An 18,055-nucleotide genomic window follows, 5' to 3' on the forward strand; every position below is an offset into this window, starting at 1 on the left:
TCATGAAACACTTCACCGCCCTGGTCGCCACGGTCGTCCTCGCTGCCACCGGCTGCTCGGTCGACTCGGCCGGCAAAGACGACAACGCCGTCAACGTGGTCGTCGGCTACCAGTCCAAGACCATCAACACCGTCACCGCCGGAACGTTGTTGCGTGCCCAGGGATACCTGGAGCATCGCCTCAATGACATCGGTGCGAAGACGGGCAAGAAGTACCACGTCGAATGGCAGGACTACGACACCGGTGCACCCATCACCGCACAGATGGTCGCCGAGAAGATCGACATCGGTTCGATGGGCGACTACCCGCTGCTGATCAACGGGTCCAAGACCCAGAGCAACGAACGCGCCAAGACCGAACTGGTGTCGGTCACCGGGTCCAGCCCGACCGGATCGCTGAACATGGTTGTGGTGTCCCCGGATTCGCCGGTTCAGTCGCTGAACGAGCTGGCGGGGCAGAAGGTGTCGGCCAGTGTGGGTTCGGCCGGTCACGGCACCCTGGTGCGGGCGCTGTCGAAGATCGGCATCGACCCGAAGACCGGTGTCGAGGTGCTCAATCAGCAGCCGCAGATCGGCTCGTCGGCGCTGGAATCGGGTCAGGTCAAGGCGCTTTCGCAGTTCGTCGCCTGGCCGGGGGCGCTGGTGTTCCAGAACAAGGCCCGGCTGCTGTACGACGGAGCCGAGCTGAACTACCCGACGTGGCATGGCGTCGTCGTGCGACGGGCTTACGCCGCAGCACATCCCGAGGTGCTCGACGCGTTCCTGCAGGCACAGCTCGATGCCACCGATTTCCTGAACACCAAGCCACTCGAGGCGGCGAAGATCGTCGCGCAGGGCAGCGGCCTGCCGCAGGAGGTCGTGTACCTGTACAACGGTCCCGGCGGCACCCGGTTCGATGCCACGCTGAAGCCGTCGCTCGTGGAGGCGCTGAAAGGCGATGTGCCGTACCTGAAGTCGATCGGTGACTTCGCCGACCTGGACGTCGCCAAGTTCGTCGAGGACGGACCGCTGCGCAAGGCGCTGTCGGAGCGTGGCCGCGACTACAACACCGAGGTCGCCCGGACCGCGAACCCGTCGCTGTTGCACGGCACCGACCCGGTCTGCAACCTCCCTGCCGACAACCCGGCACTGGCCGGTGAGCTGTGGTTCGACGGCTCGGACACCACGCAGCCGGCGGCGAACCCGACGTGCTTGCTCAAGGCGATCCGGGCCGCGGAGGCCAAGGGCACCAAGGTCCGGGCGGCCTACGTGCCGGACGCGGAGTTCGGAACCCGTTGGCTGGCGGACAAATCCGTGTGGGTGCAGCAGGGCACGGAGTTCGTACCCTTCGACACCGCGGCAGGCGCTCAGCGCTACCAGGCCGCCCATCCCGGTTCGTCGGTGGTGACCTACCAGCAGGCTCTGGTGGGTGTGGCATGACAGCGATAGCCGCGGTGTCGGCGGTACCGGCGCTGCCGGTCGAGGCTGACCTGCCGCGGCAGCGCGGATCCGCGAAGTGGCGCAGTTATCTCGTCAAGGCGCTGTCGGTCATTGCGGCCGTGGGCATCTGGCAGCTGCTGACAGCCAACCACGTCCGGTTCTGGCTGCGGTTCGACAACCTGCCGACGGTGACCCAGATCGCCGCGAAGTTCGTCGAGCGCCTCGGCGCCACGCAGTACTGGCTGGACCTGACACAGTCGGTGATCCGGATCGTCACCGGATTCGGGCTGGCGGCGGCGATCGGCGCCGCAGTCGGTATCGCGCTGGGCCGGTCGCGGCTGTTCGCCGACATCGTCGGCCCGCTGACCGAACTGGCCCGCCCGATCCCGGCCATCGCCCTGGTGCCCGTCGCCATCCTGCTGTTCCCGACCGACGAGGCCGGCATCGTGTTCATCACGTTCGCGGCGGCGTTCTTCCCGATCATGGTCAGCACCCGGCACGCGGTGCGAGCGTTGCCGACGCTGTGGGAGGACTCGGTGCGCACCCTGGGCGGCACACGCTGGGATGTGTTGCGGCAGGTGGTGTTTCCGGGAGTGCTGCCCGGGCTCTTCGGCGGCTTGTCGGTCGGCATGGGCGTGGCCTGGATCTGTGTGGTGTCCGCGGAGATGATCTCCGGCCGGCTCGGCGTCGGCTACCGCACGTGGCAGGCGTACACGGTGCTGGACTACCCGAGCGTCTTCGTCGGCATCATCACCATCGGCGCACTGGGTTTCGGCACGGCGGCGGCGGTGGAATTGATCGGCCGGCGGCTGACGCGCTGGCTGCCGCGCGGTGAGGAGAACGGGCGATGAGCGGCTTGCAGCTGGAGGTGTCCCGGATTCGGCTGTCCTACACCGGCGAACCGGTCGTGGACGGCCTGAGCCTGACGGTGCAGCCCGGGGAGATTCTGGTGCTGACCGGGCCGTCGGGCTGTGGCAAGTCGACGGTGCTGCGGGCGCTGGCCGGGCTGCTCAAGCCCGACGCCGGGAGGGTGCTCGCGGACGGCGAGCTGGTGACCACCACGTCGCGGGACCGCGGCATGGTGTTCCAGGACAGCGCGCTGTTGCCCTGGCGCACAGTGCGATCCAACATCGAGTTGGCGCTGCAGTTGCGCGGCGTGCCGCGCGCCGGGCGCCGCCAACGCGCCGAGCGCTGGATCGACGAGGTGGGGCTCACCGGCTTCGCCGACTTCCTGCCCAAGAGCCTGTCCGGCGGTATGCGCCAGCGGGTTCAGTTGGCGCGCGGACTTGCCGGGGCACCGCGGGCCGTCCTGATGGACGAGCCGTTCGGCGCCCTGGATGCAAAAACCCGACATGCCATGCAGGGGTTGTTGATCGACACCTGGCAGGCCCATCCGACCACCATCGTGTTCGTCACGCACGACGTCGACGAAGCCCTCGCCCTCGGCGACCGGGTCGCGGTTCTCGGCCGCGCCGGCGAGCCGCTGCGCGCCCTGCTGGACATTCCCAGCCCCCGTGACACCGACGCCTCCCGCACCGAGCTGCGGGCCGAAATCCTTGGAGCACTACACCAATGAGCACGCTGGAGATTCCAGACCTCGCCACTCCCGTCCGCCTGGACTGTGATGTTCTGGTCATCGGTGGCGGTACCGCCGGCACCATGGCGGCCCTCACCGCGGCCGAGAACGGCGCGCAGGTGCTGCTGCTCGAGAAGGCCCACGTGCGGCACTCCGGCGCCCTGGCCATGGGCATGGACGGCGTCAACAACGCCGTCGTCCCGGGCAAGGCGACTCCGGAGGACTACGTCGCCGAGATCACCCGCGCCAACGACGGAATCGTCAACCAGCGCACCATCTATCAGACCGCGACGCGCGGCTTCGCCATGGTGCAGCGGCTGGAGCGCTACGGCGTGAAGTTCGAGAAGGACGAGCACGGCGAGTACGCGGTGCGCCGCGTGCACCGATCCGGTTCCTACGTGCTGCCGATGCCCGAGGGCAAGGACGTCAAGAAGGCGCTGTACCGCGTGCTGCGGCAGCGGTCCATGCGCGAGAAGATCCAGATCGAGAACCGGCTGATGCCGGTGCGTGTCCTGACCGATAACGGGCGGGCCGTGGGAGCGGCCGCGTTCAACACGCGCACAGGCGAATTCGTCACCGTCGGGGCCAAGGCCGTCATCCTGGCGACCGGAGCCAGCGGCCGGCTGGGTCTGCCCGCCTCGGGGTACCTCTACGGCACGTACGAGAACCCGTGCAACGCCGGCGACGGCTACTCCATGGCGTACCACGCGGGAGCGGAACTCTCGGGCATCGAGTGCTTCCAGGTGAACCCGCTGATCAAGGACTACAACGGACCGGCCTGCGCCTACGTCGCCAATCCCTTTGGTGGATACCAGGTGAACGCGCTGGGGGAGCGGTTCGTCGACTCCGATTACTGGTCGGGCCAGATGATGGCCGAGGTCAAGAGCGAGATCGAATCCGCTCGCGGCCCCATCTACCTCAAGGTCACCCATCTGCCGGACGAGACCATCACCGCGATGGAGAACATCCTGCACACCACCGAGCGGCCGACGCGGGGGACGTTCCACGCCAACCGCGGCCACGACTACCGGACGCACGACATCGAGATGCACATCTCCGAGATCGGTTTGTGCAGTGGGCATTCCGCCTCCGGGGTGTGGGTGGACGAGCACGCCCGCACCACCGTGCCCGGGCTGTACGCGGCCGGTGACATGGCGTGCGTCCCGCACAACTACATGATCGGGGCATTCGTCTACGGCGACCTCGCCGGCGAGCACGCCGCGTCGACTCTCCCCGATGTCGAAGCGCCCGTGGACCTTCCGCAGGATCAGCTGGCCGAGGCACACGAACTGATCTACCGCCCGCTGCGGCATCCGGACGGGCCGCCGCAGCCGCAGGTCGAGTACAAGCTGCGTCGCTTCGTCAATGATTATGTGGCGCCGCCGAAGACGGCCACCAAGCTCTCCATCGCGGTCCGCACGTTCGAGCGCATGGCCGAGGAGATCGAGCAGATGGGCGCCCGTACGCCGCATGAGCTGATGCGAACGGTCGAGGTGTCGTTCATCCGGGACTGCGCAGAGATGGCGGCCCGCTCGTCGCTCACGCGGACCGAATCACGGTGGGGCCTGTACCACGATCGTGCCGATATCCCCGAGCGCGACGATGAAGAGTGGCGTTACCACCTGAACCTGCGCAAGGGTGACGACGGTGAGATGGAGTTCCTGAAGCGGCCGGTGGCACCGTATTTCGTGCCGGTGCCCGACTTGGACCACCTGCCGTCCGACCACGCTGTGCAGCATGTGCACCAGCCGGACCTGGTCGGCGGCAGGGCGCCGGCGACCGCGGGATCGCGGCTGCGCCCGGCCGAACCGGCGACGCCGCCGTCCCCGCGGATCGCAGCTGTGGTGGCACTGGAGGAGCCGGTGCTGTCCGATCTGACCGAGTACCTTCAGGACGCTGACGCGGGAGTCCGCCGCGCTGCCGTCGCGGTGCTGGTGGAGAACCTGCCGGACGGCTACCAGCCGGACCTGGTCGCAGCCCTCGGCGACGAGGACGGCGCGGTACGGGCGACGGCCGCCGACGCGCTGCGGGAACTGGTCGAAGTGCTGCCCGACCCGACGGCCGTTGCCGCGTATCTGACCTCCGCCGACCCGGTGGCGCGGGCCGTGACGTTGTACGTGCTGAGTTCGCGCCGGGTCGGCGCGGCCGCGGATTACCGTGCGGCGGTGCCGGATTCAGATCACCGCGTGCGCATCGAGGCGGTGCGGGCCCTGGTCTCCGTCGACGATGTGGACGGGGTCGCCGCGGCCGCGACCGACGACAACCGCGAGGTGCGGATCGCTGCGGCCAACGGGTTGGCCACGTTGCGGTCGGGTGCGGACACCGTGCGGCAGCTGCTGGCCGATCGTGACCCGTTGGTGCGGGCGGCGGCCCTGGCGGCGCTGGCCGCCGTCGGCTGCGGTGAGCAGGATGTGCCGGAAGTGCAACGCGCCCTTCGGGAATCGGCGTGGCAGCTGCGGCAGGGTGCGGTGCGCGCGCTGTCCGGCGCGGCGGCGGCGGTCGCCGTCGAACCGCTGTCGCAGGCACTGCACGACCCGCACCTGGACGTCCGCAAGGCCGCGGTGCTGAGCCTGACCCGCTGGGCCGATTCCGAGGAGGCCGCCCGGGCTGCCCTCGGTATCGCGCTGGAGGACGGCGACGCCGACGTGCGGGCCTATGCGCGGCACGCGCTGGCGAGCTCCTGAATCCGGGCGAACGGCCGCTCGGCCTCCAGCAGGAAAGCCAGTTCCAGGAGCGTGCGCTCGTCGCCGTAGGCGGCCGACAGTTGGACGCCGACCGGTAGGCCGTCGGGGGACTGGTGCAGCGGGAGGGAGATCGCCGGCGTACCCGCGATGTTGTTGAGCGGGGTGTACGCGACATACCGGCGGAGGCGGTCGATGAGCTCGGGGAAGTCGACCGTCGGCGCGATGTAACCGAGGCGGGGCGTGGTGTGCGACAGCACCGGCGACAGCACGACTTCGTGCCGGGCGAACATCCGCGCGTACTGGCCGGCGATGCCGCGTAGGCGCAGCAGTGCTCCCGGCGTGCGGTGCAGGTTCCGGCGGTGATGCGCGCGCAGCCCCAGGCTCAGGCCGTCGGCCTTGGCGGCGTCGAAGGACCGGTCCAGGATCAACCGTCCGGTACCGACGGCGAGATCGGCCAGCAGCGCCCAGTATTGGACGAAGTCGTCGGCGAACTGGGCGGTGACCGGCAGCGTGATCGGTTCGACGACGTGGCCGGCGGCCTCCAACACTGCCGCGGTGTCTTCGACGGCGGCCCGGGTGGCGTCGTCGACCGACTCGCCTGTGACGCTGTCGAACAGCACGCCGACCCGCAGGGTCCGCTGCGCCGGACCGCTCACCCGGCCGATGGGCGCGAGTTTCGGGTTGCGCCAATGGTTCTCGCAGGCGGCGACGTACGCTGCGGTGTCGCGGACACTGCGGGTCAGGACACCTTCGGAGATCATGTTGATCGGCAGGTGGCTGACCTGCTCGCCATCACGGTGCCGGCCCCGGCTCGGCTTGAGCCCGACGAGGCCCGCGCAGGCGGCGGGGATCCGGATGGAGCCGCCGCCGTCATTGGCGTGCGCGATGGGTACGACGCCCGCGGCAACCAGGGCCGCGGATCCACCCGACGACGCGCCGACCGAGTATCCGGGGTGCCACGGGTTTCGGACCGGTTCCCCGGTCATGTATTCGGTGGTGGCGTTGAAACCGAATTCGGGCATCCGCGTCTTGCCCATCAGCGTCAGACCGGTGCTGAGGAGCTGTGTCGTGTAGGCACCGTCCTTCTTCGCGGGCCGGGCCGTGAACGCCTCCGAGCCGTGCGTGGTCGGCAGGCCGGAGACGTCGGTGTTGTCCTTGATGAATGTCGGGACGCCGAAGAATTCGGCGTTCGGATCGGCACTGTGGCGCGGCGCTGTTTCGCAGGCCACCGCACGCAGTCCGGGGTCGACCAGGCGGGCGCGGGCCGTCGCCGCCGCGGCCAGTTCGTCGGGGCTGACCTGCATGTCGCGGACCAGCTGGGCGAGGGCGACGGCGTCGTGGTCGCCGAGCGCGTCATCGCCGAAAGCATGGATCGTTGTCATGGGTGGTCTCACTCTCCGAGCACTTGTTGCAGGTAGTCGTTGGCGAAAGTCCTTGAAGGATCGAGCTTTTCGCGGACCGCGAGGAAGTCGTCGAAGCGCGGGTAGCTGCCGCGCAGGTCTGCGGCGGTGCGGCCGTGCATCTTGCCCCAGTGTGGACGTCCGTCGTAGCGGCGCATGATCTGCTCGACCGCGGCGAAGTACTCCGTCGGATCGTCGCGTACGTACCGGTGCACCGCGATGTACGCGGTATCGCGGCCGTATGCGGTCGACAACCAGTTCTCGTCAGCGGCGGCCGCGCGGACCTCGATGGGAAACCCGATGCGCCAACCGCGTTCGTCGATCATGGCGCGCACCTCATCGAACGCGGCGCCGACCGACTCGTAGGGGACGGCATATTCCATCTCCCGGAACCGCACCCGCCGCGGCGAGGTGAACACCCGGTCGGAGCGCTGGGTGTGTGCCCGGTCGGAGAGGAGTCCGGTGACGGCGCGATTGAGGACCGGAACGGTGGCAGGCAACGCGCTGCCCACCGCGCAGATCGCGCCGAGCACACCGTTCTCCACCAACTCCTCTTCGATCCACTGCGAGACCCGGCCGGCGGATTGCGGCGCGGTGTAGGCAGGCAGCCGGATGTTGGCCTTGGTGAACGCGACGTCGGTGTGCGGGAACCAGAAGAATTCGAAATGGTCTGTCTGCGTACAGCGTTCGTCGAAGTTGGCGACCACCTCGTCGACAGGCTCGACGCGTTCCTCGGCATGGATCGCGAAGCTGGGGACGCACTGCAGTGTCGCCTCGACGATGATCCCCAGTGCGCCCAGGCCGACGCGCGCCGCCGGGAGCAGATCGGAAAACTCGTCGATGTGGACCAGCTCACCGGCGTCGGAGACCAGCGTCAGGCCGACGACCTGGGTGGCCAGGCCGCCGAACGTCACACCGGTGCCGTGGGTGCCGGTCGAGATCGCGCCGGCGATGGTCTGCCGGTCGATGTCGCCCATGTTCTCGAGCGCGAGGCCGTGCCCCGCGAGCAGTCGGGTCAGCTGCCACAGCGGGGTGCCGCCGGCGACGGTGACGCGCTTGCGGTCCCGGTCGACGTCGATCAGGCCGGCCAGGGCACCCAGGTCCATCTGGATGTCGGGTGCGACGGCGATGCCGGTGAAGCTGTGCCCGGAACCGACCACCTTCACGCGGCGGCCGGACGCGGCCGCGCGGGCGATCACCGCACACACGTCCGCAACGGTGCTGGGCCGCAACACCTCTGCCGGTTGCGCGGACGCGCAGCGACCCCAGTTGGTCCAGTGGTTGGTCATAGGAACGTCTTTCCTTCGCCTCGGTAGGTGGGTGCGGCACCCACGGCTTTTCCGTCTCGGACCAACACGAACCGGTCGACGTGCTCGCTGAGCTCGCCGGCCTTGCAGTGCCGGAACCACACGCGGTCGCCGATATTCAGTGCGGCAGCGGCCTTTCCGGCGAGCGGAGTTTGTACCTCCCCGGCCATCTCCGCCGGCAGCAGGCTCAGCCCGTGCGGCCAGACCGGCAGCGGCACCCGATCTCTGGCCGGCGGTCCGGAGGCGATCCAGCCGCCGCCGAGTACCGTCGCGATGTGCGGGGTGGGCTTGCGCACCACCGACAGCGCGAACGCGGCCGCCGGCGCGGGCGTGAAACCGCGGTAGGTGTCGAACAGGTGCGGGCCGAAAAGGCCACTGCCGGCCGCGATTTCGGTGACCGACGGATCCGATGCGGTGTACTCGATGGAACCGGTCCCGCCGCCGTTGACGAATTCGAGGTCCGCGACCTGCCGGACCGCGGCCACCGCGAGACCGCGCCGTTCGAGCAATTCGTCCTTGGACCGGCGCTGCATCCAGCGGATCAGCTGCGACCGCGCGGCCTGGCCCCGGACATCGTCCCCGACGCCGGCGATCTGCGCCTCGTAGGACATCAGGCCCACCAGCGCGAAACCACGGCGGGCGATGACGGCCCCGGCCAGGACGCGGGCCTGCATCGCGGTGTGCACGGGGGAGCGGCGCACCCCGAGATGCCCGAGCACGGGTGCCTGCCATGACGCGTCGAGGTCCAGACAGACCCGCAGCGTCGGCCGTGTCGTCGGCGCGGCGACGTCGTCGACCAGGTCGAGTTGGGCGACGTCGTCCACCATGAGCGTGACGCGCGCTGCCAGCTCCGGCGACGACGCCAGGCGGGCGATGGCGGCACGGTCGGCGGTGGGGTAGCCGACGACGACGTCGGTATGCGGTGGGTGCCCGTCGTCGCCCTCCGCCAGCCACAGCGCTTCGGGCAACGTGAAGGCCAGCACGCCCGCATAGCCCTCGAGAGCGGTGACGGCGTCCAGTAGGGCGCGCGACCGAACGGATTTGGACGCCACCCGGATCGGCGTTCCGGCGGCGCGGCGGCGCAGGTCGTGAATGTTGTGGTGCAGCGCGTCGACGTCGATCGCGGCCAGCGGAGTTTCCAGATGGGCGGTCGCGTCGGTCAATGCCGGCCAATACATGTCCGGACGCGCCCACGACCCCTCGACGGCGAGTGCCTCCGACAGATCGACCGGCATTGACGACACCATGGACGGGGAGCTAACCGCATGTCGCTGGGTGCGCACGAGGGCATCGGTGACCACAATGGGGGGAAAACCGGACACTGATGAGGAGGCAGGGTGCAGAGTCCCGACCGGGCAAGCACGGCGTTGATCCCGACGTCGGTGCTCGTCAACGTGGTCGAGGTCGCCGACCGCGCGGGCCTGCCCACCGACCGGTGGCTGGCGGGAGCCGGGCTGTCCGCCGAGACGCTCAATTCCCCCGATACACGGGTCTCGTTCCGGCAGGCCGCACACGTCCTGCGTCATGCGGTACGGGCCATGCCCCGGGGCCTCGGCATCGACGTGGGGGCGCGGGACATGTTCGTCTCGTTCGGCGTGCTGGGCCTGGCCATCCGCTCCGCGGAAAACCTCGGCGCGGCAATGCAAGTCGGCCTCGAACTGCATCAGAGCGCCGGTAGCCTGATGGATGTCGGCGCCGAGCTGATCGGTGACACGTTCGCGCTGCGGGCCTACGAGCGCCACCCCGAACCCGAGTTGCTGCCGTTCCTCTGTGAGGAGCTGTTCTGCAGCGTCCTGGTCACCGTCCGGACCGTGCTCGAGATGCCACAACAGACACCCGAGTTCGTCCAGGTCAGTTATCCGGCACCCGCCTATGCGCAGCGGTACCGCGAATTCTTCGGCTGCCCGGTGCTGTTCAATGCCGATGGCAACCGGCTGGCGTTCCCGGACCCGCTGTGGTCGCAGCGGCTACCCCGCGCCGATCCCGCCACGCACGCCGTCGCGGTCGCGGCCTGCCGCGACATGCTGGCGCAGGACGATCAGTCCACCGATGTGGTGCGGACCGTCGAGACGATGCTGCGCGACAGCGTTCGGGATCCGCTGTCCATGGCTCAGATCGCCAAGCGGCTCAACATGACCGAACGCACGCTGCGGCGGCGCCTGCGCGCCGGCGGACAGCAGTTCACGACGTTGCGCGACAAGGTGCGCAGCGAGCGGGCGCGGTACCTGGTGCGCGAGACGACCATGCCCATTCATGCCATCGCCACGGAGGTCGGGTTCACCGACCCGCGGGAATTCCGCCGGGCATACATCAAGTGGACCGGTCATCCGCCCACGCATGACCGCGCCGGCTCCTAGGCTGAGCCCATGGCGGAGATCGACCGGCGCACAGTTCTCAAAGGCACAGCGGCGGTGGCGGGGGTGGCCGCAGCGGGGGCCGGTGGCTATCAGCTGTTGTCCCGGACGGGCCGCGAGCATGCGGCCGGCCGGCCCAACATCCTGGTGATCATCGTCGACCAGATGCGCGCGCCCCAATGGTTTCCCGATACCGGTCAGCTCGGCGAACTGCTACCCAACCTGGACCGGCTCCGGCAGCGGAGTGTGTCCTTCGAGTCGCACTACTCGGCGTCCAACATGTGCACACCGTCGCGCGGGGTGCTGACCACCGGCCTCTACTCGCACCAGACGGGATGTCTGTACACCGGCGAGGGCGCCACCGAATCCACTCTGGCGCCGCGCTTTCCGACGTGGGGCACCATGCTGCGCGAGCAGGGCTACCGCACCTGGTGGTGGGGCAAGTGGCACCTGGGTGCCGTAGCCGACACCACCCCGGACGGTCTCGACGTCCACGGCTTTTCCGGTGGGACGTACCCGTCGCCCAACGGGGGCCCGAACCAGGGGCTGAAGATCGACCACACCATCGTCGACCAGTTCGACGGCTGGTTCACCGACCACGCCGGCAGCGGCCCGTGGTGCACCACGGTGTCCCTGGTGAACCCGCATGACATCTGCTGGTGGCCGAGAAACCCACTGCCCGACGATGTTCCGCACGTGTTCTCCGGGATGCCGGTGAATTTCGAGGGACCCGAGGACATGCGCCGGCGCGGTAAGCCGCAGCTGCAGATCGACTACATGAACTTCATGTCGCCGCTGATGACCGGACCGGTGCCGTACTCGGGCCCGGAGATGGCGGCGCAGTGGGCGCGGTGCCTCGACAACTACCTGTGGCTGCATCAGCAGGTCGATGTCCAGATCGGCCGGGTGCTGGACACCCTGGCGTCACGTCCGGACGTCGAGCGCGACACCGTCGTGGTGTTCACCTCGGACCACGGGGAGTACGCCGGCTCGCACGGCCTACGGGGCAAGGGTGCGGCCATCTACGAGGAGTCCATCCGGGTACCGCTGTACATCCACGATCCGACGGGCCACCTGACGCCAAAGCCAGGCGAACGCCGCGGACAGTTGACCTCCAGCGTGGACATCGCACCGCTGCTGCTGACCATCGCGGCCGGCGGCAACGGCTGGCGTTCGGACGGCCGGTTCAGCTACCTGCAGGCGCGGGGCGACATCGCCGCCGTCGCTGCTGACCCCGGCGTGGCAGGCCGCGCGTGGGTCGCGCACGCCACCGATGACATGTCGGTGGAAGAGATGGCGACGCTGATGAAATCGCCTGCGGTACAGAAGATGATGGGTGGCGGGGCGCTCCCCACAGAGATTCCGACCTCTGCGCCCAGCCATATCGTTGCGGTGCGGACGTCCGACGCGAAGTTGGGCCGGTACTCGTACTGGCAGCGCGGCAGCATGGAGACCGACCGCACCCGCAAGATCGAATACGAGCTCTACGACTACGAATCACCTTCGGGCGCACACGAACTCGACAACCTCGCGGGCCGCAGCGCCAAGCAGGCCAAGCTGCAGGGGCTGCTCGAGGGCGAGGTGCTGCCCGAACTGCGGGCACCGCTGCCGGCCTGGATGCATGATGCTCAGGAGCAGGGCATGGCAGACATGCAGCGGCTCACCGTGGCCCGCGCCGGGTAGCTACAGACCCAGCGCCTGGTACGTCCGCTTCACGAATTTCGGCCGCGCCGAACGGAGTTTGGCCTGTGAGGCGTTGCCGGCGACGGCCGCCGCGGCGTCCACGCTGAGTTCGGGCTGGTTCTGGATCAGGTAGATCAGGATCAGGTTCGCGTTCGGATCGGCCTGCCACCACGTGCCGAACGCACCCGGCCAACTGAACGTGCCCGGGCCGCCCGGACCGAAGAACGGTGTGGCCTTTGCCTCGTCGGTCACCAGCGACAGGTTCAGCCCGAAGCCGCGCCCGATCCAGAACGGTGCGCCGAGGAAATTCTGCGACTTCTGCTCGGCGGTCAGCCGGTCGGTGCGCATCGACTGCACCGACTCCTCCGACAGCACCCGCACCCCGTCGACCTCGCCGCCGGCCAGGAGCATTCGCGCGAACGTCAGGTAGTCGTCGACGGTCGACCAGAGTCCGCCGCCACCGGCGCAGAACGTCGGCGGCATCACCTGCGGTGGCCCCATTTTGCCGGGCCGCAGGCTCAGGGTGTCCCCGTCGGCGGTCAGCTGGTACATGGTCGCCGCGCGGCGCCGACCCGAGTGCGTCACCGCGAAACCGGTGTCGACCATGTTCAGTGGTTTGAAGATGCGTTCCGCCAACACATCTGGCAGCGGCTTGCCCTCGATGCGGGACAGCAGAAAGCCCAGCACGTCGGTCGACTGGCTGTACGTCAGCGCGTCACCGGGCTGGTGCGCCAGCGGCAGCTGTCCCAGCTCGGCCAGCCAGCGGTCCGGATCCTGCAGCGACTGCAGCTTGTTGTAGGCCCGGCCCAGTGGCGGCGGCACCGTGAACCCGTAGGCCAGGCCGCCGCGGTGGGTCATCAGATCCTCGACGGTGATGGGCCGCCGCGCGGGCACGGACCGGTCCAGCGGCCCGTCGAGGCTCGTCATCACGCGCGGGTTGGCAAGCTCGGGAAGCCAATTCGCGATGGGGTCGGTCAGGGCCAGCCGGCCCTCGTCGACAAGCGTCATGGCCGCCGCGACCGTGACAGGCTTGGACATCGACGCGATGCGGAACACGGTGTCGCGCTCCATCGGCAGCTTCGCGTCCACGTCGCGGTGGCCGAGCGTGTTGACCTGCCGCACCGCGCCGTCCTGCCACACCAGCGTGACCGCTCCGGCCAGCAGGCCGGTGTCGATCGCCGCGCTGACCGATTCGGTATTCGCGTCGAGATTCACCCGCGTCACGTTAGCCGGTACGTGAAATGACCGATATCGTGCCGTCCCCCAGGTTGGGAACGTAGACCAGCCCCGTGGTCTGGTCGACTGCCGGGAACGCGGCGTTGGGGCCGACCGCGACTGTCGCGAACACCTTGTTGGTGGCGGTATCGATCACCGACACGGTCCCGCCGTAGTTGGTCACGTACAACGTTTTGCCGTCCGGGCTGAACGCGGCCCCGTTGGCGCGGGTGCCTCCGGTCGGGATGGTGGTGGTGACGGTGTTCGTGGCGGTGTCGATCACCGACACGGTGTCGGACGCGTAGTTGGTGACGTAAGCGAGGGAGCCGTCGGGACTGATGGCGACTGACGCCGGGCGGGTGCCCACCGCGATGGTGCCCGTGACCGTGGACGTGGCGGTGTCGATCACTGACACCGAATTGCTGTAGTCATTGGCGACGTACGCATGCGCACCATCCGGGGTGAATGCCACACCGGTCGGGTTGGCTCCGACAGGGATCGTGGTGGTGACCGTGCTCGTGGCGGTGTTGATCACCGACACAGTGCCGTCCTGGTTGTTGGTGACATAGACCGTCTTCCCGTCGGGGCTGACGGCCGCGCGCAGCGGGAAGACGCCTACACCGATGGTCGTCGGGGTGGTGGGCGGGGTCGTGGTCGTGTCGACCACGGACACCGAATTGCTGTTGCCGTTCACGACGTACAACCTGGTGCCGTCCGGGCTGGACACAAGTCCCCCTGGCCGGGTCCCGACGCCGATGGTGCCGAGGATGGTGCCGCTGGCGGGATTGACCACCGTCACGGTGCTGCTCAAGACATTTGTGACGTAAAGCGTTGTGCCGCTTGGGTTGAGTGCCGCCTCGAGCGGATATGCGTTGACCGCGAAGGTGTCGACGACCGCCGGGGCCGCCGGGGTGATGGGCACGGTGATGGTGCCGATGGTGCCCAGATAGGTGCCGTTGCTGGCCCTGGCCTTGAACGTGTCGGTGGTGGGCCCGCCGGACGCGGCCTGCTGGCGCGCCTCGATGGTGGGTGTATACGTGAACGAGCCGTCTGACAGAACTTGGACGGTGCCGTGTGCCGGGTTGGTTTCGTATTGGTAGCTCAGCGCGTGTCCGCCCGGGTCGACTGCGGTGATGGTGCCGGTGACCACACCCGTCTTGGTGTCGGCCAGTTGGCTCGCGGAGGTGGGTGCCTGGGGAATGTCGGCGAGTCCGACGATGGGCACCGTGATGGTGCCGATATTGCTGGTGTAGACGCCGTTGGTGGCCGTCACGGTGAACGTATCGGTGGTGGGCCCGCCGACGCTGACCAGATACTGCGACTGCAGGGTCGGCTGATAGGTGTATGCGCCGCTCGACGAGACACTGACGCTGGTCCCGGTGGCGTGCGATACGAGGTTGTAGGTCAACAGTTTTCCGGCCGGATCGGTGGCGGTCAGGGTGCCGGTGACCAGTCCGGTCAGGAAGTCCTTGTCCTGAGTCGCCGACGTGGGCGCCGTGGGTTTGTCGGCCAGTACCGCGATCTGCACCGTGACGGTTTTCCTCGTGGTGGCGATGCCGTTGCCGGCCAGGACGGTGAACGTGTCGGTGGTGGGGCCGCCGAAGCCGGCGTCGAGCCGGGCCGTCTCGGTGGGGGTGTAGGTGTATGTGCCCGACGGGCCGAGCGTCACGGTGCCGCGGGTGGGATCACCGTCGAGCTGGTAGGCCATGGGCAGCTTGGCCGGTACGCGGAAGCCCAGTGCGCCCGTCACCGCTCCGGTGTTCGGATCCGACGATGTCACCGTCGCGACCCCCGCATTGGGCACGAGGCCGGCGAACGTCTCGATCCGGCGAACCGCCGTCCACGCCATCGCGCTCATCCGATTCGCCCCTGGCACAGGTGAATTGAGCCCGAACACCGACAGCACACCCGCGACGAATTTCAGCGCAGGGTTCTTGGGTACGGGTACGGATTTCGTGACCACGGGGGCTGTCGAGGTCAGTGCGGCGGTCGGCGTTGCCGCCACCGGAGTCGGCTGCTTGGCGGTTGCTGTTGTCGCGGTTGGTTTGTGCGTGGTGGCGGGAACGGCGGTGGCGGCGGCAGGGGTTCGCTTCGGTGCGGCCGGGGGTTTGGCCTTGTGGTTCTTGACCTGCTTGGCCGGCGCTGTTGCTGGCGCCTTCGTTGTCGTCTCGTTGGGTGCTGCGACGGCATCGGCATGCGCGGCTCCGGCACCGCCGGCCACAGCCGCACCCAGGCCGACGGCCACCGCGCCGGCCCGCAGCCATTTCTTGCTCCCACCGGCCATTGCAATCCCCTCGTCAGCCCTCAGGCGGGAGTCTGTCAGACGAAATTGACGCTTGCTTCAGTTTGGGCAAACCGTCGTGTGGGATGTTGTAGTCGGACGGCGGTTGCAGTAGGCATACTGCGTCACGTGGCAGCAGACCCGTCGACCCCGCACACCCCGATGAACAAGGTGGCGTTCGCCAGTTTCATCGGCACCGCCATCGAGTTCTACGACTTCTACATCTACGGCACCGCGGCGGCGCTGATCTTCCCGCAGGTGTTCTTCCCGAACCTGCCGCCGGCCATGGCGACCATCTCGTCGCTGGCCACCTTCGCGGTCGCGTTCCTGGCCCGCCCGATCGGCGCGGCGGTCTTCGGGCATTACGGAGATCGCCTGGGCCGCAAGAAGACTCTGGTCGCGACGCTGCTCATCATGGGCCTGTCCACCGTCGGGGTCGGTCTGGTGCCCAGTTCGGCGTCGATCGGCATCGCGGCGCCGATCATCCTGCTCACGCTGCGGGTGTTCCAGGGCTTCGCGGTGGGCGGGGAATGGGCCGGCTCGGCGCTGCTGTCCGCCGAATACGCGCCGGCCGGAAAACGCGGGATGTACGGCATGTTCACCCAGTTGGGCGCCGGTGCCGGGCTCGCCGTCAGCAACCTCGTGGTGCTGATCGCCAACGTGACCATCGGGGAGAAGAGCCCGGTGTTCCTGGACTGGGGCTGGCGGCTGCCGTTCCTGTTCAGCGCGGTGCTGCTGGCGGTGGCGCTGTACGTGCGGTTGAGCATCGACGAGACTCCGGTGTTCGTCGCGGAGCAGAAGCGGGGGATGGTGCCCCGCGCGCCGCTGGGGGAACTGGTGCGCAACCAGGGCAAGCAGGTGCTGCTCGGGGCGGGCTGCATGGTCGGCATCTTCACCATGAGCTTCCTCGGCGGCACCTACCTGATGAGTTACGCCAGCACCCGCATCCACCATCCGCGGACCCTGATCCTCGCCGTCGGTGTGCTGGCCGGGGTGTCCCTCATGGTGTTCTCGGCCATCTCGGCGGTGCTGTGCGACCGTTACGGCCGGCGCCGCATCATCCTGGTCGGGTTCGGGTTGGCGCTGCCGTGGGCGTTCCTCGTGATGCCGCTGATCGACTCCGGATCACCGGTGGGCTTCGCCGTGGCGATCGCCGGCATCTTCTGCATCTTCGGGCTGGCCTACGGGCCCATCGGGGCGTTCCTGCCTGAGACGTTCGCCACGCGCTACCGCTACACCGGCGCCGGCATGGCCTTCAACCTCGCCGGCATCGTCGGCGGCGCGCTGCCGCCACTGGTCGCCGGGCCGCTGGTCGCCGCCCTCGGGAGCTGGGCCGTTGGGCTGATGATCGCCGCCTTCGTGCTGGTCAGCATCGTCTGCACGCTCGTGCTGCCGGAAACCCGGGGGTCCGCCTTGGACGATGCGCAGGACGGCATGCGTGACGGTGACGCCCTGGCGGCCTGCTAAGCTACCCGGCTAGTTAGACGTCCTTTAACGATCCGTCCAGAGAGGCGGAGAAGGAGGTCCGGTGTCTCGTGGGTGACTCCACCGACCGGGAATTGTTGTCCGCTGCCGATGTCGGCCGGACCATCTCGCGCATCGCGCACCAGGTCATCGAGAAGACTGCGCTCGACGCGCCCGACGCTCCGCGCGTGGTGCTGCTCGGTATCCCGACCCGCGGCGTCACCCTGGCCGCCCGGATCGCCGAGAAGGTCAAGGAGTTCGCCGGCGTGGAGCTGCCGTACGGCGCGCTGGACATCACGCTGTACCGCGACGACCTGAACTTCAAACCGCCGCGGGCACTGGCCTCGACCTCGATTCCGGAGGGTGGCATCGACAACGCGACGGTCATCCTCGTCGACGACGTCCTGTACTCCGGCCGCTCGGTGCGTTCGGCGCTGGACGCGCTGCGCGATATCGGCCGCCCGCGGATGGTTCAGCTGGCCGTGCTGGTCGACCGCGGCCACCGTGAACTTCCGATCCGCGCCGACTACGTCGGTAAGAACGTCCCGACGTCGCGCAGCGAGAACGTCAAGGTGCGCCTGTCAGAGACCGATGGCGGAGACGATCACGTCTCCATCGCCCCCTACGGAGGACCCACCCGCTGATGAGCGCTTGCGCGAAGAAGAGACGACAA

General features: G+C 68.6%; 13 protein-coding genes. 8 read left to right on the top strand and 5 right to left on the bottom strand.

Annotated elements, in window-relative coordinates:
• Positions 1–2: 2 nt before the first annotated feature.
• Genes EB75_RS01360 through EB75_RS01375 form a run of 4 tightly spaced genes read left to right on the top strand, consistent with a single transcriptional unit; the run spans position 3 to position 5,678 of the window.
• Complete coding sequence (locus EB75_RS01360; RefSeq protein ID WP_073693690.1) at positions 3–1,418, top strand: ABC transporter substrate-binding protein; 1,416 nt, start codon at positions 3–5, stop codon at positions 1,416–1,418.
• A complete protein-coding gene (locus EB75_RS01365; protein ID WP_073693691.1) occupies positions 1,415–2,269 on the top strand; it encodes an ABC transporter permease in 855 nt (284 codons plus the stop codon). Before EB75_RS01360 ends, EB75_RS01365 begins: the two co-directional genes overlap by 4 nt.
• Complete coding sequence (locus EB75_RS01370) at positions 2,266–2,994, top strand: ABC transporter ATP-binding protein (protein ID WP_073693692.1); 729 nt, start codon at positions 2,266–2,268, stop codon at positions 2,992–2,994. The genes EB75_RS01365 and EB75_RS01370 overlap by 4 nt, the downstream gene beginning before the upstream one ends.
• A complete protein-coding gene (locus EB75_RS01375; RefSeq protein WP_174557608.1) occupies positions 2,991–5,678 on the top strand; it encodes a fumarate reductase/succinate dehydrogenase flavoprotein subunit in 2,688 nt (895 codons plus the stop codon). Before EB75_RS01370 ends, EB75_RS01375 begins: the two co-directional genes overlap by 4 nt.
• On the opposite strand, the gene EB75_RS01380 is transcribed toward EB75_RS01375, so the two are convergent.
• Genes EB75_RS01380 through EB75_RS01390 form a run of 3 tightly spaced genes read right to left on the bottom strand, consistent with a single transcriptional unit; the run spans position 5,648 to position 9,620 of the window.
• Positions 5,648–7,060 (bottom strand): amidase, encoded by a 1,413-nt coding sequence (locus tag EB75_RS01380; RefSeq protein WP_073693693.1) that lies wholly within the window; start codon positions 7,058–7,060, stop codon positions 5,648–5,650. The two genes, EB75_RS01375 and EB75_RS01380, sit on opposite strands and share 31 nt — an antisense overlap.
• 8 nt (positions 7,061–7,068) lie before the next feature.
• The gene (locus tag EB75_RS01385; protein ID WP_073693694.1) at positions 7,069–8,367 is read right to left on the bottom strand and encodes a D-arabinono-1,4-lactone oxidase; all 1,299 of its coding nucleotides are present in this window, start codon (positions 8,365–8,367) and stop codon (positions 7,069–7,071) included.
• Positions 8,364–9,620: an amino acid deaminase/aldolase gene (locus tag EB75_RS01390; protein WP_073693695.1), complete on the bottom strand. Its 1,257-nt coding sequence runs from the start codon at positions 9,618–9,620 to the stop codon at positions 8,364–8,366. Before EB75_RS01390 ends, EB75_RS01385 begins: the two co-directional genes overlap by 4 nt.
• Positions 9,621–9,722: 102 nt before the next feature.
• Here EB75_RS01390 and EB75_RS01395 point away from each other — a divergent pair, with 102 nt between their 5' ends.
• On the top strand, positions 9,723–10,742 hold the full coding sequence (locus EB75_RS01395) for an AraC family transcriptional regulator (RefSeq protein ID WP_286150040.1): 1,020 nt from the start codon (positions 9,723–9,725) through the stop codon (positions 10,740–10,742).
• A gap of 9 nt (positions 10,743–10,751) precedes the next feature.
• Positions 10,752–12,422, top strand: a complete 1,671-nt coding sequence (locus tag EB75_RS01400; protein WP_073693696.1) for a sulfatase-like hydrolase/transferase — start codon at positions 10,752–10,754, stop codon at positions 12,420–12,422.
• Here EB75_RS01400 and EB75_RS01405 read toward each other — a convergent pair whose 3' ends face one another.
• Positions 12,423–13,637, bottom strand: a complete 1,215-nt coding sequence (locus EB75_RS01405; RefSeq protein WP_073693747.1) for a serine hydrolase domain-containing protein — start codon at positions 13,635–13,637, stop codon at positions 12,423–12,425.
• 10 nt (positions 13,638–13,647) lie between these two features.
• Positions 13,648–15,921: a beta-propeller fold lactonase family protein gene (locus EB75_RS28330; protein ID WP_083611862.1), complete on the bottom strand. Its 2,274-nt coding sequence runs from the start codon at positions 15,919–15,921 to the stop codon at positions 13,648–13,650.
• Positions 15,922–16,080: 159 nt separating this feature from the next.
• Between EB75_RS28330 and EB75_RS01425 the strand changes: the two genes are divergently transcribed.
• Together EB75_RS01425 and pyrR are read left to right on the top strand one after the other, a co-directional pair.
• On the top strand, positions 16,081–17,385 hold the full coding sequence (locus EB75_RS01425) for an MFS transporter (RefSeq protein ID WP_073693697.1): 1,305 nt from the start codon (positions 16,081–16,083) through the stop codon (positions 17,383–17,385).
• Positions 17,386–17,453: 68 nt separating this feature from the next.
• The gene (gene pyrR, locus EB75_RS01430; RefSeq protein ID WP_073693698.1) at positions 17,454–18,026 is read left to right on the top strand and encodes a bifunctional pyr operon transcriptional regulator/uracil phosphoribosyltransferase PyrR; all 573 of its coding nucleotides are present in this window, start codon (positions 17,454–17,456) and stop codon (positions 18,024–18,026) included.
• The last annotated feature ends 29 nt before the right edge of the window (positions 18,027–18,055 follow it).

The organism is Mycobacterium sp. ST-F2, assembly GCF_001905655.1.
In the GTDB taxonomy this organism is placed as follows: Bacteria; Actinomycetota; Actinomycetes; order Mycobacteriales; family Mycobacteriaceae; genus Mycobacterium.